The following is a 25094-nucleotide window of genomic DNA, read 5'->3' as shown; positions in this document are numbered from 1 at the left end:
TTGTCTCCAGCTGTTGTAGTGGCGGTTTTCATCGTTCCCCCGCTCACGACGCCGGCGCGAACGGGGTTTTCTCAGGGATCCGAGGTTTCAGGAGCTGCGGGCGGGCGCGTTGCGGCGCCAGATACACCGGGTATCGCGGAAGCCGGAGGCCGCAGCGACGCCGCCACGTCCTTGATGCATTCGCGCAGCCAGCGCGCAGAGCTCGACGAATGGGTGCGTTCGTGCCAGAGCTGGTAGTACATGAGGCGCGGCAGCGCCACGGGGCATTCGAGAATCTTCAGCGGCAGCCGCGAGGCAAAACGCTCGCAATACTGGCGCCCGGTGGTCAGCACCAGCAGGCTGGAGGCCACCATGTCCGGAATGAGCCCGAAGTGCGCGCAGCGCGCCGTGATGTTGCGCTGCCGACCCAGCTCGTCGAGCATCTGGTCGATGATGCCGCGCCCGCCCGGGTGCATGGGCGTGGGCGCGATGTGCTCGGCCGCGAGCCAAGTCTCCAGGTCCCAGCCGCGGCGCACTGCCGGATGATCCTTGTTGACCAGCGACACCACCTCGTCGCCGAAGAGCCGCGCCATGTGCAAATCTTCCGGCGGCTTGAGCCAGTTGCCGATCACCAGGTCGACCTGGCCGAGCGCCAGGTGGCCGTGGTAGTCCGAGTCGGGCGAGAGCGCGTGAATCTCTATCTGGCACAGCGGCGCATCGCGCTTGACCTGCGCCACCAGCATGGGCAGGAACAGCGGGTCCATGTAGTCGCTGGCCGCAATGCGGAAGGTGGTGGCCGCCGACTGCGGATCGAAGCCGCGCGCATCCGAGAACAGCATCTCGGCCGCGCGAAGAATGCTCGCCGCGGGCTCGATCATGCGCAGCCCCGCGTCGGTCGGCACCATGCCCGAGCCCGAGCGCACCAGCAGCGGATCGCCCGAGAGCTCTCGCAGGCGCTTCAGCGCGGCCGAGACGGCCGGCTGGTACATGCCCAGACGGATGGCTGCGCGCGAGACGCTGCGGTCGGTCAACACGGTGTGAAGCACCCGGATCAAATGAAGATCGATCTTGTCGAAAAGCGCTTGGTCTCTCATGGCTGTTCACACCTTTCTTGTCTGTGCGAACAGTTATACAGCGCAGCATTTGGCGAAACCGGGTGTGGAAGTGAAGCTCGGACCGTGCGAGCACGGCCCGCTGTCATTCGGCCGATGCGGGTTCCACCGCTTGCACGGCGGTGATGGCGCGAAGAATCGACTCGCTCGTGGCTGGCGCCTTCAGCGGCGGATCGACCCTGTGGTCGCCCGCGGCCGACACCGCATCGCGTATCGCGAAGAACACCGAGAACGGCAGCAAGAGCGGCGGCTCGCCCACGGCCTTGCTGCGGTGAATGGAGTCCTCGAAGTTCTGGCCTTCGAACAGGCGCACATTGAACACGGGCGGGCAGTCGTTGGCCGTCGGAATCTTGTAGGTGCTGGGCGCGTGCGTGGTGAGCTTGCCACTTTGCGGATGCCACACCAGCTCTTCGGTGGTGAGCCAGCCCATGCCCTGGATGAAAGCACCCTCGACCTGGCCGATGTCCACCGCCGGGTTCAGCGACTTGCCCGCGTCGTGCAGGATGTCGGCGCGCAGCAGCTTCCACTCGCCGGTGAGCGTGTCGACGATCACCTCGCTCACCGCCGCGCCGTAGGCGTAGTAGTAGAACGGGCGGCCCTGCATCTTGTCCTTGTCCCAGCTCAGGCCGGGCGTGGCGTAGAAGCCGTCGGACCACAGCTGCTTGCGGTCGAGATACGCCTCGCCCACCACGGTGCTGAAGGCCAGCGTGCGGCCGTTCACCTCGACCTTGTCGTTGGCAAAGCGCACTTCACTGGCCTTGCCGCCATGGCGCTCGGACGCGCTCTCGGCCAGGCGCTCGCGGATCTGGCGGGCCGCATCCTGCGCGGCCTTGCCGTTCAGGTCGGCGCCGGTCGATGCGGCCGTGGCCGAGGTGTTGGCCACCTTGGTCGTGTCGGTCGCCGTAACGCGCACGCGCTCGAAGCTCACGCCCAGCTCGTGCGCCACCACCTGCGCCACCTTGGTGTTGAGGCCCTGCCCCATTTCGGTTCCGCCGTGGTTCACGAGGATCGAGCCGTCGGTGTACACGTGCACCAGCGCGCCGGCCTGGTTGAAGTGCTTCACGTTGAACGAGATGCCGAACTTCAGCGGCGCCAGTGCCAGGCCGCGCTTGAGCACAGTGCTCTTCTTGTTGAAGGCCGCGATGTCTTCGCGCCGCGCGCGGTAGTCGCTGCTGGCCTCCAGCTCGGCCACGAGTTCGTGGACGATGTTGTCGGTCACCGTCTGGCGGTAGGGCGTGACGTTGTTCTCCGCCTTGCCGTAGAAGTTGACGCGCCGCACGTCGAGCGGATCGCACTTCAGCTCGCGGGCCACCGAGTCCATGATGTTCTCGATGGCGATCGCGCCCTGCGGACCGCCGAAGCCGCGGAAGGCCGTGTTGCTCTGCGTGTTGGTCTTGCCCGAGAAGCCGTGCATGGCCACGTTCGGCAGCCAGTAGGCGTTGTCGAAGTGGCACAGCGCGCGCGTCATCACCGGGCCCGACAGGTCGGCCGAGTGGCCGGCGCGCGAGACCATCGTGATCTCCGCGCCGAGGATGCGGCCTTCGTCGTCGTAGCCGACTTCGTATTCGTACCAGAAGCAGTGGCGCCGGCCCGTGACCATGAAGTCGTCGTCGCGGTCGAGCCGCAGCTTCACCGGCCGCTGCAACTGCCGCGCCGCGATGGCCGCCACGCAGGCGAACAGCGCCGACTGCGACTCCTTGCCGCCGAAGCCGCCGCCCATGCGCCGGCACTCCACATGCACCTCGTTCGACTGCAGATGCATTGCATGCGCCACCAGGTGCTGCATCTCGCTCGGGTGCTGCGTGGAGCAATGGATGTGCAGCGCACCGCCTTCCTTTGGAATGGCGTAGCTGATCTGGCCTTCGAGGTAGAACTGTTCCTGCCCGCCCACGTCGAGCGTGGACTTGTGGCGATGCGGCGCGTTGGCGATGGCGGTGCGCACGGCAGCCTCGTCGCCTTCGTTGGCGGCACCGCCGCTGCGCACGATGTGCATCGGCGGCACCACGTATTGGCCGCGTTCGTGCGCGGCCTGCGGCGTGATCACGGGCGGCTGCGCCTCGATGGTCAGCGCGTCCTTGGCTTTCGCGGCGGCACGGCGCGCGTCGGCGCGCGTTTCGGCGATCACGGCGAACACTGGCTGGCCCAGGTAGCGGATCTCGCCGCCGTCGTTCACGGGCAGCAGGATCGGGTCGTCGTGAATGATCGAACCGCAGTCGTTGGTGCCCGGAATGTCGTCGGCGGTAATGACCGCGACCACACCCGGCATGGCACGAATAGCGTCGAGCGACAGCGCCGTGACGCGGCCATTGGCGGCTGGCGACAGGCCCAGCGCGCAATGCAGCGTGCCGGTGAGCTCGGGAATGTCGTCGATGTAGGTCGCTTCGCCGGCCACGTGCAGGTGCGCCGACTCGTGCGGCCGGCTGATGCCCACGCGCATGCCGCGCTCGTGCGCCAGCGCTTCGGCGCCCACGTCGATGCGGGCGGCGGTGTTGGTCAGGTAGTCGGCAAAGGCCTCGGAGGGCTGCAGCAGGCGGGCGTCGATGGGCTTGTTCATGGTCAGACTCCTGCGGCAGCGGCCGGGGTCGCGTGGGGCATCACGCTCCAGACGCTGGTTTCTTCCAGCGACAGGGCGTCTTCGGCGCGGGTTTCGAGCCAGAGGCGTTGAATGAGGTTCTGCGCCACCTGCAGCCGGTAGTCGGCCGAAGCGCGCATGTCCGACAGCGGTTTGAAGTCCTGCGCGAGCGCGAGCTTGGCGGTGGCCACGCTCGCCTGCGTCCATGGCTTGCCGAGCAAAGCTGCCTCGGCATTCGCGGCGCGCTTGACGGTAGCGGCCATGCCGCCGAAGGCCAGGCGCACGGCCTTCACCGTGTCGCTGCCCGCTTCGAGCTCGATGGCGAAGCCCGCGCACAGCGCCGAGATGTCGCAGTCGAAGCGCTTGCTGATCTTGTAGGCACGGATCTGGCGGTCCAGCGCGGCATGGGGAACGGCCAGCCCCTGGACGAATTCGCCCGGCTGCAGCTGGTTCTTCATGTAGTCGAGATAGAACTCGGGCAGCGGCATGCGGCGCACCACGTCGCCCCGGCGCAGCTCGATCTGCGCGTCGAGCGCCATCAGCACCGGCGGCGAATCGCCGATGGGCGAGCCGTTGGCCACGTTGCCGCCCATGGTGCCGGCATGGCGGATGGGCGGCGAGGCAAAGCGCAGCCACACCTCGGCCAGGCTGGGCACGCGCTCGACCAGTGCGGCGAAGGCGGATTCGAGCGAGGCGCCGGCGCCGATATAGAGCTCATCCTTGCGGTCTTCGATGGTCTTCATTTCAGCCACGTCGCCCACGTAGATGATGTCGCCCAGGTCGCGGAACTGCTTGTTGACCCAGAGGCCGACGTCGGTCGAACCGGCCAGCAACTGGGCGCGCGGCTTCTGCTCGCGCAGCGCGGCAAGCTGGGCCAGGGTCTTGGGGGCGTGGAAGTGGTCGATGCGGGCGCCGAGCGGGGCGGCGTAGTTCAGGTCCAGGCCGTCGTTCTGCAGGGCGGTGAGTGCGGCGACCACGGGCTTCGTGTCGAGGCGGACCGATGGCAGATCGAACATGCGCTGGCCGGCATCGAGGATCGGGCGGTAGCCGGTGCAGCGGCACAGGTTGCCGGAAAGGTCGTCTGCCAGTTGCTGGCGTGTGGGCTGCGTGCCGTCGGCCTGGTGGTGCTCGTAGGTGGCCCACAGCGACATCACGAAGCCGGGCGTGCAGAAGCCGCACTGGGAGCCGTGGCAGTCGACCATGGCTTGTTGGACCGGGTGCAGCGTGTGCACGGGGTGCTTCCTGTCTTGCGGTTGCGCAGCAGCGGCGCTCTGCGCCTTCAGGTCTTCGACCGTGAACAGGGCCTTGCCGTGCAAGGTCGGGAGGAACTGGATGCAGGCGTTGACCGTCTGCAGGCTCAGGCCGCCTACGGCGCCCGGAGCGTTCGGGTCGGTGGCGAGTTCGCCGATGACGACGGTGCAGGCGCCGCAGTCGCCTTCGTTGCAGCCTTCCTTGGTGCCGGTGCAGCGGGCGTCCTCGCGCAGCCAGTCGAGCACGGAACGAGTCGGGTGGACGCCGGTGACGGCGACGATCTTTCCGCGATGGAAAAAGCGGATCGGGTGAATCTGGCTGCTACTGCTGCTGTCGGTGCTCATGCTTTTGGCTCGTGGGGGACCCGTTGTGGGTCAGTCATGGACGTTAGCGGCTTGTTCGGGGTCTTGCATATGGAGGGGCCCATAACGCGTATGTGGGGGGCGGTATGCCATGTACGGGGAAACCCTTGCGTTGGGCGTGCAATTACTGGGCCACTTTTGCTCCTTGTGGAGGACGGAGGCCGGGTCTCGGCCCGGCGGCCGAGCTACTTTCTCTTGCTTCGCCAAAAGAAAGTAGCCAAAGAAAAGGCGACCCTACTGTCTGCGTCCCTACGCTTCGCTTCGGGCAACCTGCGGTGCTCGACTCCGGAGGGGGTCCGCAGAACTCGCTTCGCTCAAACAACTGCGGCCCTGATCCCTCCTACGTCTGCGCTCCTCGGCGCAGCCAGAAGGGATTTCGAGCAGGCCATCGCTGCGCTCGGCCTTCGGACATCCAATACCAACAGCCAACACCAACCACCGCAGGCGCGTAGCGCCTGCGGTGGCCTGGTGGCCGAGCGAAGCAAAGGCCCGTTCCGTCTCCCCTCCCCTCTGGCTGCGCCGAGGAGCACAGCGTTTCGCGGATCAGGGCTCGCCCTTGTCTGAGCGAAGCGAGTTTGGGCGAGACCCCGCGAAACGCGAGCACCGCAGGTTGCCCCTTCGCACAGCGAAGGGGTCGCAGACAGTGGGGTCGCCTTTCTTTTGCCTACTTTTCTTTGGCGAAGCAAAGAAAAGTAGGTCGCCCGCCGGGGCGAGTCCCGGCCCCGGAAAACAAACCAACATCAACCCTCAAACCCGCTCAGAAAACAACTCCGTAATAACCCCCCGCAACCACCGATTCCCCGGATCAGCCTCAAACCGCTTACTCCAATGCAGCGACACCGTGAAATCACGCAATGGAAACGGCGGCTCAACAATGGCATACCCCCCCTCCTCAGCAAAGCCACGCGCAATGTTCCGCGGCATAACCACCGCAAGGTCAGTAGCCCGCACGATAGCCGGCAGCACCATGAAGTGCTCAGTAGTCAGCCGCAGCCGATCTTCGAGGTTCAGCAACTGCAGGATGCGCAGCGTATCCGCATGCGTACGCACCGCCACGTACTCAAGCTCCTGCAGGGCTTCAAGCAGCGCCTGCCCACTACGCCGCCGCTTCACAAAGGGATGGTCCTTACGCAGCAGCACGATGTAGCGGTCCTTCAACAGCTGGGTGCTCTGGGTGTCCTTCACGCGAGGCAAAAAACCAAAGGCGAAATCGACCTTGCCGCCATCGAGGCCGGTGGCAATGTCACCCGGCGCCAGCGGCATGGTCTCCACCCGCACGCCAGGCGACAGCTCACGCAGCCGCGCCATCAGCGCCGGCAGAAAACGCCCTTCACCGATGTCGCTCATGTGGATGCGGAAGGTCTTGCGCGACACCAGCGGCTCGAAGTGGTCGGACTCGTGCAGCGCTTCTTCCAGCACGCTCAATGCCGCCTGCACGGCCACCGCAAGCCGGTCGGCGCGCGGCGTAGGCGCCACGCCTCCAGGCGCGCGCGTGAAGAGCGCATCAGTGAGCAGCAGCCGCAGCCGGCCCAGGCCATGGCTGGCGGCCGGCTGCGTAAGGCCCAGCGATTCGGCAGCGCGACTCACGTTGCGCTCGCGATAGACCGCGTCGAACAGCCGCAGCAGATTGAGGTCGAGCGTTTCCATATGCATGCCATTCATATTACTTAGCTCGATTATTTTATTGAACGCAGCAGCACCGCCACGCACACTGGCGGGCGTTGTCCGGATCGCCCCTACGACCGGGCAGCAGCAGCCCACGACAAGAAAGAAGGAGACAAGACATGGCCCCGATTCGTGCATTCCGCGCGTTCCGCGCGCATGCGGCGCTCGCCGCCCTTCTCTGCGCAGCCGTTACCGCATGGGCCCAGCAGCCGCCGGCCGAAGAGCCGGGCTGGGCCAAGGGCAGGCCGAAGAACGACGCCGCCACGCGCCTGGCGCCGGTGCCCTCTTTCCCGATTCCGACTGCGCCCGACCAGTTGCCCACCGCCAAGTTCAAGCTGCCACCGGGCTTCAAGGTAGAGACCTGGGCTTCGGGCGTGCTCGACGCGCGCGAGTTGCGCCAGGGCGCCAAGGGCACGGTGTTCGTGAGCACGCTCTTCGTGGGCAACAAGGTCTACGCGATCCCCGAGAAGGGCGACCACAAACCCAAGACGATCATCGACAAGACCGAGTTCGCCACCGGCATCGAGTTCTACAAGGGCGCGCTCTTCCTCGCGACCCACAAGCAGATCGTTCGCTACGACGGCATCGAGGACAAGCTCGACAACCCCGGCACGCCCATGGTGCTCAACGACAAACTGCCCGGCGGGCAGGACCACAGCTGGCGCTACCTGCGCATGCACGACGACAAGCTCTACTACGCGGTCGGCGCGCCCTGCAACCTGTGCGAGCCCGACGACGCGCACGCGCGCATCTTCCGCATGAACCCCGACGGCAGCAGCATCGAGACCGTGGCGCGCGGCGTGCGCAACACGGTGGGCTTCGACTTCGACCCCAAGACCGGCAACCTCTGGTTCACCGACAACGGCCGCGACTGGCTCAGCGAAGACCTGCCGAACGACGAGCTGAACGTGGTGACCAAGCCCGACCAGCATTTCGGCCACCCGTACTGCCATCAGGGCAACATCCTCGATTCGGAATTCGGCTGGGGCAAGAGCTGCAACGACTACGTGAAGCCCGCCGCACTGCTCGGCCCGCACGCCGCCGCGCTGGGTCTCACCTTCTACAAGGGCAAGATGTTCCCGGCCAAGTACCGCGGCGCGATGTTCATCGCGCGCCACGGCCCGTGGAACCGCACCGTCAAGTACGCCGACATCGCGGTCGCCTGGCCCGACGGCAAGGGCGGCGCGAAGGTCGAGCCCTTCATGACCGGCTTCGTCGAGAACAACACCTACCTCGGCCGGCCGGTGGACTTCCTGGTGCTGAAGGACGGCTCGATGCTCGTGAGCGACGACCACGCCGGCGCTATCTACCGCATCAGCTACGGCGGCCGATGACACCAGCGGGCTTTCTCTTTCGACATGCGATGGCGGCAATGATCATGGCGGTGGCATCGTCTGCCAATGCACAGGCGACGCAAGCGGTAAAGAGCAGCGGCTACGCCCAGCGCTACGCCGAGCTCTGCGCCTCATGCCACGGCGCCAACGGCCGCAGCGACATGGCAGGCACGCCGGTGCTCGCAGGGCAGCATTCGTTCTACGCGATCACGCAGCTGTATCTCTTCCGCGAAGGCCGGCGCGACAACCCGGCGATGACTGCAGTGGCGAAGACCATGAAGGACGAAGACCTGCGCGGCTTCTCGGACTTCATCGCCACCCTGCCCGCGGTGCCGGCTCCGCCGCCTGCCACGCCGGCCGACCCGGCGCGCATGGCTCGCGGCCAGGCGCTGGCCCAGGAACATCGCTGCCTGCTCTGCCACGGCGCCGACCTGAGCGGCGGCCAGCAGGTGCCGCGCATCGCGCAGCAGCACGAAGACTATCTGCAGCTCTCCCTGCAAGGCTTCCGCACGGGCAAGCGCCCGGGCTACACGCAGGCCATGGGCGAAGCGGTGGGCCGCGTTCCGCCGGAGGACCTGGACACCCTCGCCTATTACGTGGCGCGCTTTCCCGGCGCGGCGCCCAAGCCGCCTCCCAAATAAACGCCCTCTTCCGGCGTGCGGCACCGGCGGATGCACGGTGCTGGCACTGCGCACCCCGAACCCTCCCCCCAACGAACATCGGAGCCGAATCTCTTGGAAGTCTCATTCAGCAAGGAAGTGGAAATGCTGCGCCTCGGCGCAGGCGACACCTTTCACGGCGAGGGCATCCTCGCGATCACCAAGGGCCTGCTGCAGTCGGGCGTGGCCTACGTCGGCGGCTATCAGGGCGCGCCGGTGTCGCACCTGCTCGACGTGATGGTCCAGGGCAAGGCCTACATGGACGAACTGGGCGTACACGTGGAGGCCTGCTCCAACGAGGCCTCGGCCGCGGCGATGCTCGGCGCGTCCATTCACTACCCGCTGCGCGGCGCGGTCACGTGGAAGTCCATCGTCGGCACCAATGTGGCGGCTGATGCGCTGTCGAACCTCTCTTCGCCGGGCGTGACCGGCGGCGTGCTGATCGTGGTGGGTGAAGACTACGGCGAAGGCGCCAGCGTGATCCAGGAGCGCACGCATGCCTACGCGCTCAAATCGAGCATGTGCCTGCTCGACCCGCGGCCCGACTTGGGCGTGATGGTGCGTATGGTCGAAGAAGGCTTTCGCCTCTCCGAAAGCTCGAACATGCCCTGCCTGATGGAGCTGCGCATCCGCACCTGCCATGTGCGCGGCAGCTTCGAGTGCAAGGACAACATGGCACCCGCCATTTCGACCCGTGCGCTGATGACGGAGCCCGCGGGCTTCGACTACATGCGGCTCGCGCATCCGCCAGTCACCTTCCGACACGAGAAGCTCAAGGGCGACGAGCGCATTCCGGCAGCACGGCGCTACATCGTCGAGCACGGCCTCAACGAGCTGATACCAGGCCGCCGCCACGCCGACCTTGGCATCGTGGTGCAGGGCGGGCTCTACAACGCGCTGATCCGCAGCCTGCAGCAGCAAGGGCTGGCCGATGCCTTCGGCGAAACGGACATCCCGATCCTCGTGCTCAACGTCACTTACCCGCTGGTGCCCGAGCAGGTCGCCGACTTCTGTGTGGGCAAGCGCGCGGTGCTGGTGGTGGAAGAAGGCCAGCCCGAGTACATCGAGCAGGACATTGCCACGCTGCTGCGCAGGCGCGACATCCAGACGCCGCTGCATGGCAAGGACATGCTGCCGTCGGCGGGCGAGTACGGCGTGGAAGTGCTGTCGGGCGGCATCGGCACCTTTGCCGCGAAGTACATCGAGGCGGGCGAGGCCCTGTCTTCGGCGCAGGCTTGGCTGGCCGGCAACCGCGAGCGCCGCGAGGCCGTGGCGCGCAGCCTGAGCGCGCCGCTGCCCAACCGGCCGCCGAGCTTCTGCATCGGCTGCCCCGAACGGCCGGTGTTCTCGGCGCTGAAGCTCGCGCAGCAGCAAACCGGCCCAGTGCACATCGCGGCCGACATCGGCTGCCATGCCTTCGGCACCTTCGAGCCGTTCTCGATGGGCCACTCGATCCTGGGCTACGGCATGAGCCTGGCGAGCCGCGCGGGCGTGGCGCCGATGATGAACCGCCGCACGCTGTCGATCATGGGCGACGGCGGCTTCTGGCACAACGGGCTGCTCACGGGCGTGCAGAGCGCGCTGTTCAACGGCGACGACGCGGTGCTGCTGATCTTCAAGAACGGCTACACCTCGGCCACCGGCACGCAGGACATCATCTCGACGCCCGACGACGAAATCAAGGAACGCGCAGTCGACAAGCAGCAAAGCCTGATCGACAAGAACCAGACCATCGAGGACACGCTCAAGGGCCTTGGCGTGAAATGGATGCGCACCGTCACCACCTACGACGTGGAGCGCATGCGCAAGACGCTGACTGAGGCGCTCACCAGCGACTTCAACGGCCTGAAGGTGGTGATCGCCGAGGGCGAATGCCAGCTGGAGCGCCAGCGCCGCATCAAGCCGTGGATTGCCGGCCTGCTGAAAAAGGGCGAGCGCGTGGTGCGCGTGAAGTACGGCGTCGACGAGGACGTGTGCAACGGCGACCACGCCTGCATCCGCCTGTCAGGATGCCCGACGCTCACGCTCAAGGACAACCCCGATCCGCTGAAGGTGGACCCGGTCGCCACCGTGATCGACGGCTGCGTGGGCTGCGGGCTGTGTGGCGCGAATGCGCATGCCGCCACGCTGTGCCCGAGCTTCTACCGGGCCGAGGTGGTGCAGAACCCGAAGTGGCACGAGCGCTTGCTGCATGGGCTGCGCGGTGCGGTCGTTCGTGCACTGCAACCGGCGTGAGGGGCGAAGTCATGGAACAGAACCGCCCCCTCACATTGCTCGTCTGCGCCCTCGGCGGCGAAGGCGGTGGCGTGCTGACCGAATGGCTGGTCGACATCGCACGCCACGCCGGCTACGCGGCGCAGAGCACGTCGATTCCCGGCGTCGCCCAGCGCACGGGCGCCACCACCTACTACCTCGAAGTGTTCCCGGTGCCGCTCGCGCAGCTCGGCGGCAAGCGCCCCGTGTTCAGCCTGAGCCCGGTGCCGGGCGCGCTCGACGCGATCGTCTCGTCGGAGCTGCTGGAAACCGCACGGCAGATCGGCAACGGCATGAGCGCGCCGCTGCGCACACTGGTCATCAGCTCGTCGGCGCGCATCTTCACGACGGCCGAGCGCATGGAGCCCGGCGACGGCCGTGCCGACGCGCAGCGGCTTCTCGACGTGGTGAAGGCATTCAGCCGCGAGCACCATGTGTTCGACATGAACGCCATCGCACGCGACAGCGGCACGGTGGTCAGCGCGGTGATGCTCGGCGCCATTGCGGGCAGCGGGCTGTTTCCGTTCCCGCGCGAGGCCTACGAGCACGTCGTGCGCGGCGGCGACACGAGCGCGCCGGACAAGCTCGGCAAAATGGCTGCCGCCAGTCTGCGGGGCTTTGCAGCGGCCTTCGATGCGGTGAGCGCCCCGCGCGCGCAGGCCGCCTTCGTGAGCAGCGTGCTGGCCGGCGACACGAACGATGCGCCGCCGCCAGCCAGCGCCCTGCCCGCCGACCTCGCGCGGCGCTTTCCGCCCGCCGTGCACGACATGCTCACGCTCGGTCACGCCCGCGTGCTCGACTACCAGGACAGCGCCTACGCCGCGCTCTACGCCGAACGCCTGGGCCGCGTGCTCGACGCCGAGCGCGCCGCCGACCCAGCCGGCGCGCATGGCTTTGCCATCACCCGCGAGGCCGCGCGCTGGCTCGCGCTGTGGATGGCCTTCGACGACATCGTGCGCGTGGCCGCGCTCAAGGGCCGCGCGAGCCGCGCGCAGCGGGTGCGGCAGGAGGTGCGGGCCGGCGATGAAGACATCGTGAAGGTCTACGACCACTTCAAACCCGGCGCCGCCGAGTTCGCGGCGCTGCTGCCTCCTTCGCTCTCGCGCCGCGTGACGGCATGGGACCGGGGCAGGCAAGCGCGCGGCCTCGCGCCGTGGGCGCTGCCGCTGAAGGTGGGCAGCCATTCGGTGTTCGGCATGGCCTCGCTGCGGCTGCTGGCCTCACTGCGCTGGCTGCGCCGCCGTGGCAGCCGCTTTGCCGAGGAACAGGCTCTCATCGAACGCTGGCTCGCCGCCGTGGAAATCGGCACGCGCGAAACCTGGGCGCTGGGCCACGAACTGGCGCTGTGCGGACGGCTCATCAAGGGCTACGGCAGCACCAACGAACGCGGCAAGGACAACCTGCTGCACGTGACCGACCACCTCGCCGCACAGCCCGATGTGGCGCCGGCCGAACGCGCGCTGGCCGTGGCTGCTGCGCGCACAGCCGCGCTGGCTGACGACGCGGGCAAGGCGCTCGATGCGGCACTGGTCGAACATGGCGCGCCCGCACGCCCCATCAAGGCCCAGCCCATCCGCTGGATGAAGCGCAAGCCGACCGGCGGCGCCTGAGACGCAAGGCCCCCACGATGACGCAACTGCTCAACGTCGAGGACTACCGCCGCCGCGCACGGCGCGTGCTGCCGCGCCTGGTGTTCGACTATGTCGACGGCGGCGCGGAGGACGAACGCTGCCTGCGGCGCAACCGCGACGCGCTCGAAGCATTGCCGCTGATCCCGGAGTGCCTGCGCGACACCAGCACCGTGGACATGAGCATCGAACTCTTCGACCGACGCTGGCGCGCGCCTTTCGCGGTCGCACCCATCGGGCTGGCCGGCCTCGTGCGCCCGCGCACCGATGCCCTGCTGGCCAGCGCCGCGCAGGCCGCGCGCGTGCCTTTCATCCTCTCGACCGCATCGAACACCCGCATCGAGGACGTGCGCACCGCCGCCCCCAACGCGGCGCTGTGGATGCAGCTCTACGTGATGGGCGACCGCGCCATCGCCGAGCGCATCGTGCACCGCGCGCGCGCCGCAGGCTTCGAGGCGCTGGTGCTCACGGTGGACGTGCCCGTCAGCGGCTTGCGCGAACGCGACCTGCGGCACGGCTTTCGCGTGCCGATGCGGCTCACGCCCGGCACGGTGCTCGACATGGCGCGGCACCCGGCGTGGCTGCTGCGGCTGGCGCGTGGCGGCATGCCTCAGTTCGCGAACCTGCTGCCCGATGACGACGGAGCGCCCGTGTCCGCGCAGACACAGGCCGCGCTGCTCTCGCGCACCATGGACCGCACACTGACATGGGAAAGCCTCGCGTGGCTGCGCAAGCTCTGGGACGGCCCGCTGCTCGTGAAGGGCCTGCTCGGCGCGGAGGACGCACGGCGCGCCGTGCGGTATGGCGCGGACGGCATCGTGGTCTCGAACCACGGCGGGCGTCAGCTCGATGCGGCGCCGGCCAGCATCGCGGCGCTGCCTGCCATTGCCGATGCGGTCGGCGGGCGCATTCCCGTGCTCATGGATGGAGGCATCCGGCGCGGAAGCGACATCGTGAAGGCACTCGCGCTGGGTGCGCGTGCGGTCCTCGTCGGCCGCGCGCCCGTCTACGGACTGGCCTGCGACGGCGAGCGGGGAGCACTGTCTGTGCTGCAACTGCTGGCGCAGGAGACCGAACGCACGATGACGCTGATCGGTGCGGCGCATGCACGCGAGCTCGGCCCGCGCCATGTCGATCGGCCCACACCGCGTTCGCTCGACGAACAACAGAACGGCTCCGCGCAACGCCCTTTGGAAAGCACGCGCGGGAAACCCTCCATTTACCCCGCGCGCGCGCCTGCCTAGGCTCACCAGGCTCGACGATTTCACACGCCACCCATAACGAAGGAGACCATGCAAACCACGCACCAACCCCGCCGCCGCGGCACACCACGCCCGCAACGCGTCGCTCGCCGCATTCAGCCCCTTGCCCTGCTCGCAGCCTGCGCCGCGCTCGTCGCGGGCACGCCCGCCGTGCAGGCGCAAGACAAGCCCGTGCAGCTCAAGCTGTCGAGCTGGGTGCCCGCGCAGCATCCGCTCAACCCCGCGCTGCAGGCCTGGGCCGACGACATCAAGAAGGAATCGGGCGGCACCATCACCGCCATCCTGTTTCCGTCGGAGCAGCTCGGCAAGGCCTTCGACCACTACGACATGGCGCGCGACGGCATCGCCGACTTCTCGTATGTGAACCCCGGCTACCAGCCGGGCCGCTTTCCTGTGATGGCTGGTGCGTCGCTGCCCTTCCTGTTCGCCAACGGCAAGGAAGGCTCGGCCGCCATCGACGCCTGGTATCGCAACTACGCGGCCAAGGAAATGAAGGACGTGAAGTACTGCTTCGCGTTCGTGCATGACCCGGGCACCTTCCACTCGCGCAAGAAGATCACGGTGCCCGGCGACGTCAAGGGCATGAAGGTGCGCCCGGCCACCAGCACCGTGGGCCAGCTCATCACCTCGCTGGGCGGCACCAACGTGCAGGCCTCGGCGCCCGAGTCGCGCGACATGCTGGAGCGCGGCGTGGCAGACGCCATCACCTTCCCGTGGGGATCGATTGGCCTGTTCGGCATCGACAAGGTGGTGAAGTACCACATGGACGCACCGCTCTATGTCACGCCCTTCGTGTGGGTGATGAACAAGGGCAAGTACGACGCCATGTCCACCGCGCAGAAGAAGGTGATCGACGACCACTGCACCAGCGAATGGGCGCAGAAGGTGGCCGGTCCGTGGGCCGACTTCGAGTTTGCGGGGCATGCCAAGATGGCAGCGCTTTCGGGGCATGAGATCTACAAGCTCACGCCCGAGCAGCTCGACGCATGGCGCAAGGCGGCAGCGCCTTCGGAGGCGCAATGGGCCGAGAGCGTGAAGAAGGTGGGCGAAGACCCGAAGGCCATCATGGACGCATTGAAGGCCAGCCTCGTCAAATACAAATCGGCGCTCTGAGCGATGGCTACACGGTCCGCCAGCTACATGGACCGCGCGATCAACACGATCGAATGGCTCGCCGCCATCTTCGTGGGGATCGTCGCGCTCAACATCTTCGTGGCCGTGGTGCTGCGCAAGTTCTTCGACACTTCGATCCCCGACGCATACGACTTCGGCCGCATGCTGCTGGGCATCCTGATCTTCTGGGGCATCGCGGCCACCAGCTACCGCGGTGGCCACATCACGGTCGACCTCGTGTGGACGGCGGCGGGCCCGCGCATGAAGCGCGTGATCGACGTGTTCGCCACGCTGGTGCTGCTGTTCGTGGTGGCGGTGCAGACCGCCATGCTGTTCGACAAGGTGCGCGGTACCTACGTCGACAACGTGCAGACCTACGACCTCAACATTCCGACCTGGCCCTTCTATGCCGTGGCCTGGGCCGGCGACGTGTGCGCGGTGCTGCTGATCGCCATTCGCACTTACAGGCTGATCTTTCATCCCGAGCAGCTCGAAGAAATCCACCCCGAACAGAAGGCTGATGAATGAGCCCCGATGCAGTTGCCATCCTGGGCTTTGTCGCCCTCTTCGTGTTGATGTTGTTGCGCGTGCCGGTCGGCATGGCGATGGGGCTGGTCGGCGTGGTGGGCTACAGCTACCTCGTCGGGCCCGGGCCCGCGCTGAAGCTGGTGGGCCAGACCTCCATGCGCACCGTGACCGACTACACCTTCGGCGTGATCCCGATGTTCATGCTGATGGGGGCGCTGGTGTCGGTGTCGGGCGTGAGCCGCGAACTCTTCAAGGCCGCGAACTCGATGATCGGCCACTTGCGCGGCGGGCTCGGCGTGGCCACCGTGGTGGCGTGCGGCGGCTTCGCGGCGATCTGCGGCTCGTCGGTGGCCACGGCTGCCACATTCTCGGCGGTGGCGTATCCGGAAATGCGGCGCTTCAACTATCCGCAGTCTTTCTCCACCGGCGTGATTGCTGCGGGCGGCACGCTGGGCGCGATATTGCCGCCCTCGACCGTGCTGGCGGTGTACGCCATCCTCACGCAGCAGGACATCGGCAAGCTCTTCATGGCGGGCATCGTGCCCGGCATCCTCGCAATGGCGATGTACGTGATGACCATCGCGATCATCGTGAAACTGCGGCCCGACTGGCTGCCCGGCGGCGAGATCAAGCCGTGGTCGGAGCGCCTGAAGGACCTGAAGAACGTGTGGGCACCGCTGGTGCTGTTCGTGTTCGTGATCGGCGGGCTCTACGGCGGCTTCTTCACGCCGACCGAGGCGGGCGGCGTGGGCGCGAGCGGCGCGTTCATCCTCGGGCTGGTTCGGCGCAAGCTCGACGGCCCGAAGATCCGCGAGGCACTGCTCTCGGCCACGCGCACGGCCGCGGCGGTGTTCACGGTGCTGATCGGTGCGCTGCTGTTCGGCTACTTCCTCACCATCACGCAAAGCCCGCAGAAGCTCACCGAGTTCCTGACCGGCCTGGGCATCGGCCGCTACGGCGTGCTCGCGCTCATCATGCTGATGTACCTGGTGCTGGGCTGCCTGATGGACGCGATGGCGATGATCATCCTGACCGTGCCCATCATCTATCCGGTGATCGTGCACCTGGGCTTCGACCCCATCTGGTTCGGCGTGATCATCGTGATGACGGTGGAGCTGGGGCTGATCCATCCACCGGTGGGGATGAACGTGTTCGTCATCAAGAGCGTGGTGAAGGACGTGAGCTTCACCACCATCTTCAAGGGCGTTCTGCCGTTCATCGTGACCGACATCGTGCGGCTGGTGATCCTCATCGCCTTCCCCATCATTGCCTTGTGGCTGCCGACGAGAATGGGCTGATGAGCAGCATCAAAGAAATCGTCTACACCGCACGCGTCGAATTCGGCGATTGCGACCCGGCCGGCATCGTCTGGTTTCCCAATTTCTTCCGCTGGATCGATGCGGCATCGCGGCACTTCTTTGCCGGGTGCGGCGTGCCGCGCTGGGAGGAGACTGCCGAGACGCTGGGCGTGATCGGCACGCCGCTGGTCGACACCCACACGCGCTTCGTGAAAGCCGCGAGCTATGGGGATACGTTGCAGATTGCGGTGCGCGTTACCGAGTGGCGCGAGAAGAGCTTTGTGCAGACGTACCGCGTGACGCGTGGGGATGACCTGATCCTCGAGTGTGAGGAGGTGCGGATCTTCGGGGCGAAGCGTGAAGGCGGAGGCATTCGGGCGGTCGCGATTCCGCCTTCGATTCGGGCGCTCTGCGAGTAACGACGGGTCAGCGCGCTTCGGCCTGCAGCTTTGCAAGCAGGCCGTCGACGCCAAGGTCAATCAGGTCGAAGACCTCGACAAAATCCTTGTGGCCGCCGTACCAGGGGTCGGGCACGTCGCCTTCGATGCCGGCGGCGAATTCGGTGAACAGGTGGATCTTGCTGGCCGTGCCCGCGGGGGCGAGCCTGCGCAGCGCGGCGCAATGCTGGGCAGTCATGCCGATGATCAGGTCGAAGCGCTCGAAGTCGGCCTTGCGGACCTGGCGCGCGGAATGGACGTGCATCTCGATGCCTCGGCGCTTTGCCTCGGCCACGGAGCGTGAGTCAGGCGGGTTGCCGCGCTCTTCGTCGGAGATGGCGGCGCTGTCGACTTCGACGTCGAAGCCCGAAGCACGGGCCTTGTGCATCAACAGGACGTGGGCTGTGGGGGAGCGGCAGATGTTGCCGGTGCAAATAAACAGGATCGCCAGTTTCTTCATATGCGGCAGAGGCTACAATACGGCCTCGCTCAATGATCCTGAGCGTTGCCTGGCCAGGCAAGCTGAATCTCACACCAGCGCGTCGAAGTCACTACGACGAGAAAAACAAAAATGACTTCATGCAAAAGAATTTGCCGTAGCGTGGACCGCGTAAGAGTTCACGACCACATTCCCAAAGCCCGCTTCGAGCGGGCTTTTTTACGCCCGAGCGATTTGAAAGGTGACAGCAGTCGGCATCGAGGCACTTCCCTGAGCGGTTTTATTCCTCCCTCGCCTCTACCAGCGCCGTCTGCTGTCGAAGCCAGTGTGCTCAAGCGAAGTGAATTCAGCATGAAGTCGGCGCGGGTGTTCTGTGAAGCGAGGGCGTGCAGTTCGCACGACCGTCTCGGGCGTCGGCGCGAGCCGGGGCGTAACCGCAACAGTGAGGCGATAACCACCATGCTGGCATCGGGGGACATAGCCAAAAGGGTTGACGCTCTTTGTGATGCGGTGCAACAATTCGGAATCTTCATTTCGGAGCCCCGTGCGTGGACAGTGCCAGTTGGATCAGTGACAAGACGCGTGCCTCGGCAGGCGTGACACACCCGGCTCTCTAGCGCAGGCTTCCCCCGCGCTGCGTGCCGGTGTGCACACAGCGTGACCCTCTTGCCTCATCGGCAAGCGGTTCTCCTCCTCCCGATTCCCGTCGTTTCGTCGCTGACTTTTTCAGTCAGCTTGCGTGCGTCCGTGCGCGAGGCCCTTCATCGCGAAGGAGCCTTGTCATGCGTCACTTTCATCTTCGTCGTCAGCCGCACGAACAGCAGCAGCGCGTTCGCTCATCGGCGCACGTGCCTGCCCGCGACCCTGCGGCAGTTGATGCCGCGCCCGTCGTCGATGCCTCGCTCGACCAGGCCGCAGCGCTCTGGACCACACGCCGCATCCGCAGCTTCCTGGTGCTCCAGCCTGCCTGCACGCCTCGCCGCTGAGCCGCTCTCCGCGCCCTTCTTCCAACCTGCAAGCAACCCGGGAGCACACGATGGACCCAGCCTCTCATTTGCGCCGTAGCGCGCCCCCTTCGCTTCGATCGATTGCACCAACAACAACGCGGCCCGCCGCCGCGCTTCGCAAAGGGTTGCTCCTGGCTGATTGATGCCTGGAGGTTCTCCCTGGGCGGGCGGCGGCCGCCCCTGAAGGAGAACCTCATGAAAAACGTACTGAAGTCTTTCTTCGAAAGCTTCCTGCGCAGCCGCCACATGCTGCATCACTTCGAGCGCTGGCAGACGCTGCTGGGCTCGAAACCCGTCGGCATCGGCTCCGCCATCAGCATGCCGCCCGACATCGCGAAGGCACTGGGCGCCGCCTCGCGCATCGATGCCGGCGAGATGCTGATCAAGCTCAACAGCTCGCCGCGCGGCCTCAGTGAAGGCCACGCACAGGTGCTGCGCAAGCGCTTCGGCAGCAATGAGGTGCGCCACGAGCAACCGCTGCCCTGGTGGCAGCACCTGTGGCAGTGCTACCGCAATCCGTTCAACCTGCTGCTGACGGTGCTGGCGCTGGTCTCCTACGTCACCGAGGACATGAAGGCCACGATCGTGATCGGCAGCATGGTGGTGCTGTCGACGGTGCTGCGCTTCCTGCAGGAGTCGCGCTCCAACAAGGCGGCCGACCGGCTCAAGGCGATGGTGAGCAACACCTCCACCGTGCTGCGGCCTGCGCCGGGCTACAAGACGGGCGCTGCTGGCGACGAGGGCTTCGACACCACGCACGCCGGCACGGTTCGTGTCGAGGTTCCGATGCGCGACCTGGTGCCGGGCGAGGTGATCGCGCTGTCGGCCGGCGACATGATCCCGGCCGACTGCCGCCTGCTCACCGCGAAAGATCTGTTCATCAGCCAGTCCGCACTGACGGGCGAGGCCATGCCGGTGGAGAAGTTCGTCGTCGACCGCGGCGACCACGCGGCGGGTGTGCTCGAACGCGAGAACCTGCTCTTCATGGGCACCAACGTGATCAGCGGCACCGCTACCGCGCTCATCGTGCACACGGGCGACCGTACTTTCTTCGGCGCACTGGCGCAGCGCGTAACGGCCACCGATCGCGGCACCAGCGCCTTCCAGGCGGGCATCAACCGCGTGAGCTGGGTGCTGATCCGCTTCATGCTGGTGATGGCGCCGCTGGTGCTGGTGATCAACGGCGTGGCCAAGGGTGACTGGTGGGAGGCGGCGCTGTTTGCGTTGTCGATCGCGGTCGGCCTCACGCCCGAGATGCTGCCGATGATCGTGACGGCCACGCTGGCCAAAGGCGCGGTCGTGATGTCGCGCCAGAAGGTGATCGTGAAGCGGCTCGAAGCCATTCACAACTTCGGCGCCATGGACGTGCTGTGCACCGACAAGACCGGCACGCTGACGCAGGACCGCATCGTGCTCGAACGTCACACCAACGCCTGGGGCGAAGGCTCGGACCACGTGCTGCAGCTGGCCTACCTCAACAGCTTTCACCAGACGGGCCTGAAGAACCTGCTCGATAAGGCCGTGCTGAGCCATGCCGAGATGCAGCTCGAAACGCGTCTGCAGACGGCCTATCGCAAGATCGACGAAGTGCCTTTTGACTTCTCGCGCCGGCGCATGTCGGTGGTGGTGGCCAATGGCGGCAGCGAGCACCTGCTGATCTGCAAGGGCGCGCTGGAAGAGATCCTGTCGGTGTGCACTTCGGTCGAGCGCGGTGCCGAGGTGTTGGCGCTCGATGCCGAGGTGCTGGCGCGCATTCATCGCGTGGCATCGGAGCTCAATGCCCAGGGCCTGCGCGTGGTGGCCGTGGCAAGCCGTTCGCTGAAGGTCGAAGCGCAGAAGCCTGCCTACGGCGTGGCCGACGAGTCGGGACTCACGCTGCTGGGCTACGTGGCATTTCTCGATCCACCAAAGGAATCGACCGCGCCCGCATTGCGCGCGCTGGCTGAGCACGGCGTGGCGGTGAAGGTGCTGACCGGTGACAACGAACTGGTCACGCGCAAGGTCTGCGCCGATGTGGGCCTGCAGGTCGGTCGCATGGTGCTCGGCCGCGAGATCGAGGACATGGCCGATGCCGACCTGCGGCTCGTGGTCGAAGCACATCAGGTGTTCGCCAAGCTCACCCCTGCCCACAAGGAACGCATCGTGCACGCGCTGCATGCCAACGGCCATGTGGTGGGCTTCATGGGCGACGGCATCAACGACGCGCCTGCGCTGCGCGCCGCAGACATCGGCATCTCGGTGGACGGCGCAGTGGACGTGGCCAAGGAATCGGCCGACATCATCCTGCTGGAGAAGAGCCTGATGGTGCTGGAGCAAGGCGTGATCCAGGGCCGCCGCACTTTCGCGAACATGCTCAAGTACATCAAGCTCACTGCTAGTTCGAACTTCGGCAATGTGTTCTCGGTGCTGGTGGCGAGCGCGTTCCTGCCGTTTCTGCCGATGCTGCCGCTGCACCTGCTGGTTCAGAACCTGCTGTACGACGTGTCGCAGATCGCGATTCCGTTCGACAACGTGGACAACGAGTTCCTGAAGAGCCCGCAGCGCTGGAACCCGGCCGACCTGGGGCGCTTCATGGTGTTCTTCGGCCCGCTGAGTTCGGTGTTCGACATCCTCACGTTCGCGGTGATGTGGTTCGTGTTCGCGGCCAACACGGTGGGCCACCAGACGCTGTTCCAGTCGGGCTGGTTCGTCGAGGGCCTGCTGTCGCAGACGCTGATCGTGCACCTGATCCGCACGCGCAAGATCCCGTTCCTGCAAAGCCGCGCGGCATGGCCGCTGCTGATCATGGCCGCGGCGATTGCCGCGGTGGGCATCTGGCTGCCGATGGGACCGCTGGCGCACTACTTCAAGCTGCAGGCGCTGCCGTTGATGTACTTCCCTTGGCTTGTCGCCATGCTGGTCGGCTATGCGGTGCTGACGCAGGCGGTGAAGGGGTGGTATGCGCGGCGGTATGGGTGGCAGTGATGTGCCTGTGCTGAGGGGACTGTTCGGGGTGCGTGCGAATGACACCGGGTACTCCCCTCCGCGAATGTCCCCCGGCCTGCGGCCTCCTCCTTTATTTCGCTGCGGGGAGCACCCGGTGTCATTCGCACATGGGCGCGGCTGTTGTGCTGGCCGTTCAACCACTACTCTGGCTGATCACATCGACGGGGTGCTCGCGCCCCGAAACAACGCACAACGGTCGAATATGCTTTGTCTCTCAGAGTGAAGCCGCCCCACATGCACATGACACTCAAGACCCGCAAACTGCTGGTGCTGGATCTCGACGAAACGCTGGTTCACGCCACGGAGAACACACTCGGCCACGACGAGGATTTTCGCGTCGGCCCTTACCGCGTGCACTTGCGGCCGCACCTTGCCGACTTCGTGAGCAACGTGCTCGCACAGTTCAAGGTCGGCGTCTGGACTGCATCGGGCGAAAGCTACGCGTCGCAGATCGTCGAGCGCATCTTCCCGGGCGGCACGCTGGAGTTTGTCTGGTCGAGCGCACGTTGCACGACAACGCGAGACTGGATGACGGGCGAGTACCAGAGCATCAAGAACCTGCAGAAATTGAAGTCCAAGGGCTATCCACTCGAATCGATCATCGCCGTCGACGACACGCCATCGAAGTACGCAAGGAGCTACGGCAACCTGGTGACGGTGCGCGAGTTCGTGGGCGACAGGAGCGATGCGGAGTTGCCGTTGCTGGCGACGTATCTGACGCACCTTGCGGACGTTCCGAATGTGAGGCACATCGAGAAGCGCAACTGGCGTGAACACATCCAGCGGCATACCGGCATGACACCGCCGGCCGATTGAACATCGACATCACAACAACAGGGAAACTTTCGATGCAAGCCATCCAGAACATCAACCTGCTCTCGCTGCTCGACACTTTCATCAGCGTCGCGGCCGCGTTCGTCCTCGGCTCGCTGATCGGCCTCGAGCGCCAGATACGACAGCGCACCGCGGGCCTGCGCACCAACACGTTGGTGGCCGTGGGCGCGGCGGTGTTCGTCGACATGGCCAATCGCCTGCACGGTCAGGACGGGGCGGTGCACGTGGTGGCTTACGTGGTCTCGGGCATCGGCTTTCTGGGCGCGGGCGCGATCATGAAGGAAGGTGCCAACATCACGGGCCTGAACACGGCGGCCACGCTGTGGGGGTCGGCGGCGGTGGGCGCCTGCGCGGGTGCCGATCTGCTGGGCGAGGCGATGATCGCCGCGCTGTTCGTGCTGGCCAGCAACACGCTGCTGCGGCCGGTTGTCAATCGCATCAACCGCCGCCCGATCAGCGAAGAATCGAGCGAGGCGACCTATGCGGTGCGCGTGATCTGCTCGCGCGCGGCACGGCCCGAGGTGATGGACCAGCTGTTGCTGCTCCTGGAAGCCGCGAACTACCCGGTGCGCGATGTCGACCAGCACGCCTTCGGGCCGGCCGACACGGAAATCGAGGCAACGCTGTACGCCACCGCGGTCGAGCCGCTGGAGCTCGACCAGGTGATTGCCGAGCTCGAAACGCTCGACGGCGTGCAGCAGGCGTTCTGGAACGCCTCTGCCGAAGATTAAACGCCGAGGATCGAAACGGCCTTGGTGTTCAGGTAAGCCTCGAGCGCTTCCGGGCCGCCTTCCGAGCCGTAGCCCGAATCCTTCACACCGCCGAAAGGCATTTCCGGCGACGGCGTGGCGGGCTGGTTGATCCACAGCATGCCGAGTTCGAGCTTCTGGCTCAGCAGGTGTGCGTTCTTGATCGACTTGGTGAAGGCATAGCCGGCCAGACCGAAGGGCAGGCGGTTGGCTTCGGCGATCGCTTCTTCGAGCTTGTCGAAGCCGCGGATGGCTGCGATGGGACCGAAGGGTTCGTTGTTGAACACGTCGGCGTCCAGCGGCACGTCGGTCAGCACGGTCGGGGCGAAGAAGTTGCCGGTGTCGCCCACGCGTTCGCCGCCGGCGGCCACGGTGGCGCCCTTCTTGCGCGCATCTTCCAGCACATGGGCCATGGCCGTGAGGCGGCGGGCGTTGGCGAGCGGGCCGATGGTCGTGCCTTCGGCAAGGCCGTCGCCGAGCTTCAGGCCTTCGGTGTACTTGACCAGCGTGCGGGCGAACTCTTCGCGCAGGCTGTTGTGCACCAGGAAGCGGGTCGGCGAGATGCAGACCTGACCCGCGTTGCGGAACTTGGCCGCGCCCGCGGCCTTGACGGCCAGCGCCACGTCGGCGTCCTCGGCCACGATCACCGGGGCGTGGCCGCCCAGCTCCATCGTGACGCGCTTCATGTGCGCACCGGCCAGCGCGGCCAGTTGCTTGCCGACCGGGGTCGAGCCGGTGAAAGTGACCTTGCGGATGATCGGATGGGCGATCAGGTAGTTCGAGATTTCAGCGGGGTTGCCGAACACCAGGCCCACGGTGCCGGGCGGAATGCCGGCGTCGACGAAAGCCTGCAGCAGCGCGGCGGGCGATGCCGGGGTTTCTTCGGGCGCCTTCACCAGGAACGAGCAGCCGGTGGCCAATGCGGCGCCGAGCTTGCGCACGATCTGGTTGATCGGGAAGTTCCACGGCGTGAAAGCGGCGACGGGGCCCAGCGGCTCCTTCAGCACGAGTTGCTGCGCAGCCAGGTTGCGCGAGGGCACGATGCGGCCGTAGACGCGGCGGCCTTCATCGGCGAACCATTCGATGATGTCGGCGGCAGCCAGCGTTTCGCCTTTGGCTTCGGCCAGCGGCTTGCCCTGCTCCTGCGTCAGCAGCTTGGCGATTTCGGGGGCGCGTTCGCGGATCAGGCCGGCGGCGCGGCGCATGACGGCGGCGCGCTCGTTGGCGGGGGTGTTGCGCCAGGTTTCGAAGCCGCGCTGTGCGGCGGCCAGGGCGCGGTCGAGGTCGGCGATGCTGGCGTGAGCCACCTTGCCGATGGCCTTGCCGGTGGCGGGGTTCACGACGTCCAGCGTTTTGCCGCCGGTGGCGTCGACCCATTCGTTGTCGATCAGCAGGCGGGTGTCGGTGTAGGTGGCGGTCATGGCGAACTTTCCTTCGGGGACTGGATGATGAAAAGAAGAATGGGGAATTCTGGATGTGCTGTGCGGCTCTGCACCCGAAAGGATGCGCCGGCTTCAACGGCAGCCACAGGCCGCCGGGGGTATAGATTAACCCGAGTTCACAAACCTCGCCCGCCGGCGGGCACGGGCGGGGAATGGGCGGGGAACGGGGCCGTCATGCGCGCCGA

The 25094-nt window shown here is 66.4% G+C and carries 19 protein-coding genes; 13 read left to right on the top strand and 6 right to left on the bottom strand.

Translation table 11 applies throughout. The annotated features are described in order from the left end of the window. Nucleotides 1–71 precede the first annotated feature (71 nt). From ACSFBF_RS13575 to ACSFBF_RS13560, 4 genes are all read right to left on the bottom strand, one after another. Nucleotides 72–1073 (bottom strand): LysR family transcriptional regulator, encoded by a 1002-nt coding sequence (locus ACSFBF_RS13575; protein WP_435467718.1) that lies wholly within the window; start codon nucleotides 1071–1073, stop codon nucleotides 72–74. Nucleotides 1074–1176: 103 nt separating this feature from the next. Then, nucleotides 1177–3645 carry a xanthine dehydrogenase molybdopterin binding subunit gene (xdhB, locus tag ACSFBF_RS13570; RefSeq protein ID WP_435467716.1) on the bottom strand — a complete coding sequence of 823 codons (2469 nt, stop codon included), beginning with the start codon at nucleotides 3643–3645 and terminating at the stop codon, nucleotides 1177–1179. A gap of 2 nt (nucleotides 3646–3647) precedes the next feature. Continuing rightward, on the bottom strand, nucleotides 3648–5258 hold the full coding sequence (gene xdhA, locus ACSFBF_RS13565) for a xanthine dehydrogenase small subunit (RefSeq protein ID WP_435467714.1): 1611 nt from the start codon (nucleotides 5256–5258) through the stop codon (nucleotides 3648–3650). A gap of 765 nt (nucleotides 5259–6023) precedes the next feature. Next, nucleotides 6024–6929 carry a LysR family transcriptional regulator gene (locus tag ACSFBF_RS13560; RefSeq protein WP_435468780.1) on the bottom strand — a complete coding sequence of 302 codons (906 nt, stop codon included), beginning with the start codon at nucleotides 6927–6929 and terminating at the stop codon, nucleotides 6024–6026. 131 nt (nucleotides 6930–7060) lie between these two features. Between ACSFBF_RS13560 and ACSFBF_RS13555 the strand changes: the two genes are divergently transcribed. The 9 genes from ACSFBF_RS13555 (at nucleotide 7061) to ACSFBF_RS13515 (ending at nucleotide 17435) form a co-directional block, all read left to right on the top strand. Then, nucleotides 7061–8275: a PQQ-dependent sugar dehydrogenase gene (locus tag ACSFBF_RS13555; protein ID WP_435467712.1), complete on the top strand. Its 1215-nt coding sequence runs from the start codon at nucleotides 7061–7063 to the stop codon at nucleotides 8273–8275. Between the two features lie 29 nt (nucleotides 8276–8304). Further along, the gene (locus tag ACSFBF_RS13550) at nucleotides 8305–8916 is read left to right on the top strand and encodes a c-type cytochrome (RefSeq protein WP_435467710.1); all 612 of its coding nucleotides are present in this window, start codon (nucleotides 8305–8307) and stop codon (nucleotides 8914–8916) included. Between the two features lie 93 nt (nucleotides 8917–9009). After that, nucleotides 9010–11169: a thiamine pyrophosphate-dependent enzyme gene (locus ACSFBF_RS13545; RefSeq protein WP_435467708.1), complete on the top strand. Its 2160-nt coding sequence runs from the start codon at nucleotides 9010–9012 to the stop codon at nucleotides 11167–11169. Nucleotides 11170–11180: 11 nt separating this feature from the next. Continuing rightward, entirely contained in the window at nucleotides 11181–12797 is a 1617-nt protein-coding gene (locus tag ACSFBF_RS13540; RefSeq protein WP_435467706.1) for an indolepyruvate oxidoreductase subunit beta family protein, read from the top strand. A gap of 17 nt (nucleotides 12798–12814) precedes the next feature. After that, the gene (locus tag ACSFBF_RS13535) at nucleotides 12815–14059 is read left to right on the top strand and encodes an alpha-hydroxy acid oxidase (protein WP_435467704.1); all 1245 of its coding nucleotides are present in this window, start codon (nucleotides 12815–12817) and stop codon (nucleotides 14057–14059) included. 48 nt (nucleotides 14060–14107) lie between these two features. Further along, nucleotides 14108–15190, top strand: a complete 1083-nt coding sequence (locus ACSFBF_RS13530) for a TRAP transporter substrate-binding protein (RefSeq protein WP_435467702.1) — start codon at nucleotides 14108–14110, stop codon at nucleotides 15188–15190. A gap of 3 nt (nucleotides 15191–15193) precedes the next feature. Further along, nucleotides 15194–15718 carry a TRAP transporter small permease gene (locus tag ACSFBF_RS13525; RefSeq protein WP_256216979.1) on the top strand — a complete coding sequence of 175 codons (525 nt, stop codon included), beginning with the start codon at nucleotides 15194–15196 and terminating at the stop codon, nucleotides 15716–15718. After that, entirely contained in the window at nucleotides 15715–17016 is a 1302-nt protein-coding gene (locus ACSFBF_RS13520; protein ID WP_435467700.1) for a TRAP transporter large permease, read from the top strand. The genes ACSFBF_RS13525 and ACSFBF_RS13520 overlap by 4 nt, the downstream gene beginning before the upstream one ends. Continuing rightward, on the top strand, nucleotides 17016–17435 hold the full coding sequence (locus ACSFBF_RS13515; RefSeq protein WP_435468778.1) for an acyl-CoA thioesterase: 420 nt from the start codon (nucleotides 17016–17018) through the stop codon (nucleotides 17433–17435). Before ACSFBF_RS13520 ends, ACSFBF_RS13515 begins: the two co-directional genes overlap by 1 nt. 7 nt (nucleotides 17436–17442) lie before the next feature. On the opposite strand, the gene ACSFBF_RS13510 is transcribed toward ACSFBF_RS13515, so the two are convergent. Beyond that, nucleotides 17443–17913 carry a low molecular weight protein-tyrosine-phosphatase gene (locus ACSFBF_RS13510; protein WP_435467698.1) on the bottom strand — a complete coding sequence of 157 codons (471 nt, stop codon included), beginning with the start codon at nucleotides 17911–17913 and terminating at the stop codon, nucleotides 17443–17445. Nucleotides 17914–18674: 761 nt separating this feature from the next. On the opposite strand from ACSFBF_RS13510, the gene ACSFBF_RS13505 reads away from it, so the two are divergent. The 4 genes from ACSFBF_RS13505 to ACSFBF_RS13490 all read left to right on the top strand — a co-directional run bounded on the left by ACSFBF_RS13505 (nucleotide 18675) and on the right by ACSFBF_RS13490 (nucleotide 23449). Continuing rightward, nucleotides 18675–18878: a hypothetical protein gene (locus ACSFBF_RS13505; protein ID WP_435467696.1), complete on the top strand. Its 204-nt coding sequence runs from the start codon at nucleotides 18675–18677 to the stop codon at nucleotides 18876–18878. A gap of 216 nt (nucleotides 18879–19094) precedes the next feature. Continuing rightward, a complete protein-coding gene (gene mgtA, locus ACSFBF_RS13500; protein WP_435467694.1) occupies nucleotides 19095–21863 on the top strand; it encodes a magnesium-translocating P-type ATPase in 2769 nt (922 codons plus the stop codon). Between the two features lie 261 nt (nucleotides 21864–22124). Beyond that, on the top strand, nucleotides 22125–22700 hold the full coding sequence (locus ACSFBF_RS13495) for an NIF family HAD-type phosphatase (RefSeq protein WP_435467692.1): 576 nt from the start codon (nucleotides 22125–22127) through the stop codon (nucleotides 22698–22700). 32 nt (nucleotides 22701–22732) lie between these two features. Beyond that, nucleotides 22733–23449: an MgtC/SapB family protein gene (locus ACSFBF_RS13490; RefSeq protein ID WP_093058856.1), complete on the top strand. Its 717-nt coding sequence runs from the start codon at nucleotides 22733–22735 to the stop codon at nucleotides 23447–23449. Here ACSFBF_RS13490 and ACSFBF_RS13485 read toward each other — a convergent pair. Next, nucleotides 23446–24888, bottom strand: coding sequence for an NAD-dependent succinate-semialdehyde dehydrogenase (locus ACSFBF_RS13485; protein ID WP_435467690.1), 1443 nt, complete (start codon nucleotides 24886–24888; stop codon nucleotides 23446–23448). The two genes, ACSFBF_RS13490 and ACSFBF_RS13485, sit on opposite strands and share 4 nt — an antisense overlap. Nucleotides 24889–25094 lie beyond the last annotated feature (206 nt).

The sequence above is a fragment of the Variovorax nivicola genome, from assembly GCF_051216475.1.
Taxonomy (GTDB): Bacteria; Pseudomonadota; Gammaproteobacteria; order Burkholderiales; family Burkholderiaceae_C; genus Variovorax.
This window is presented reverse-complemented; position numbering and strand designations above follow the sequence as displayed.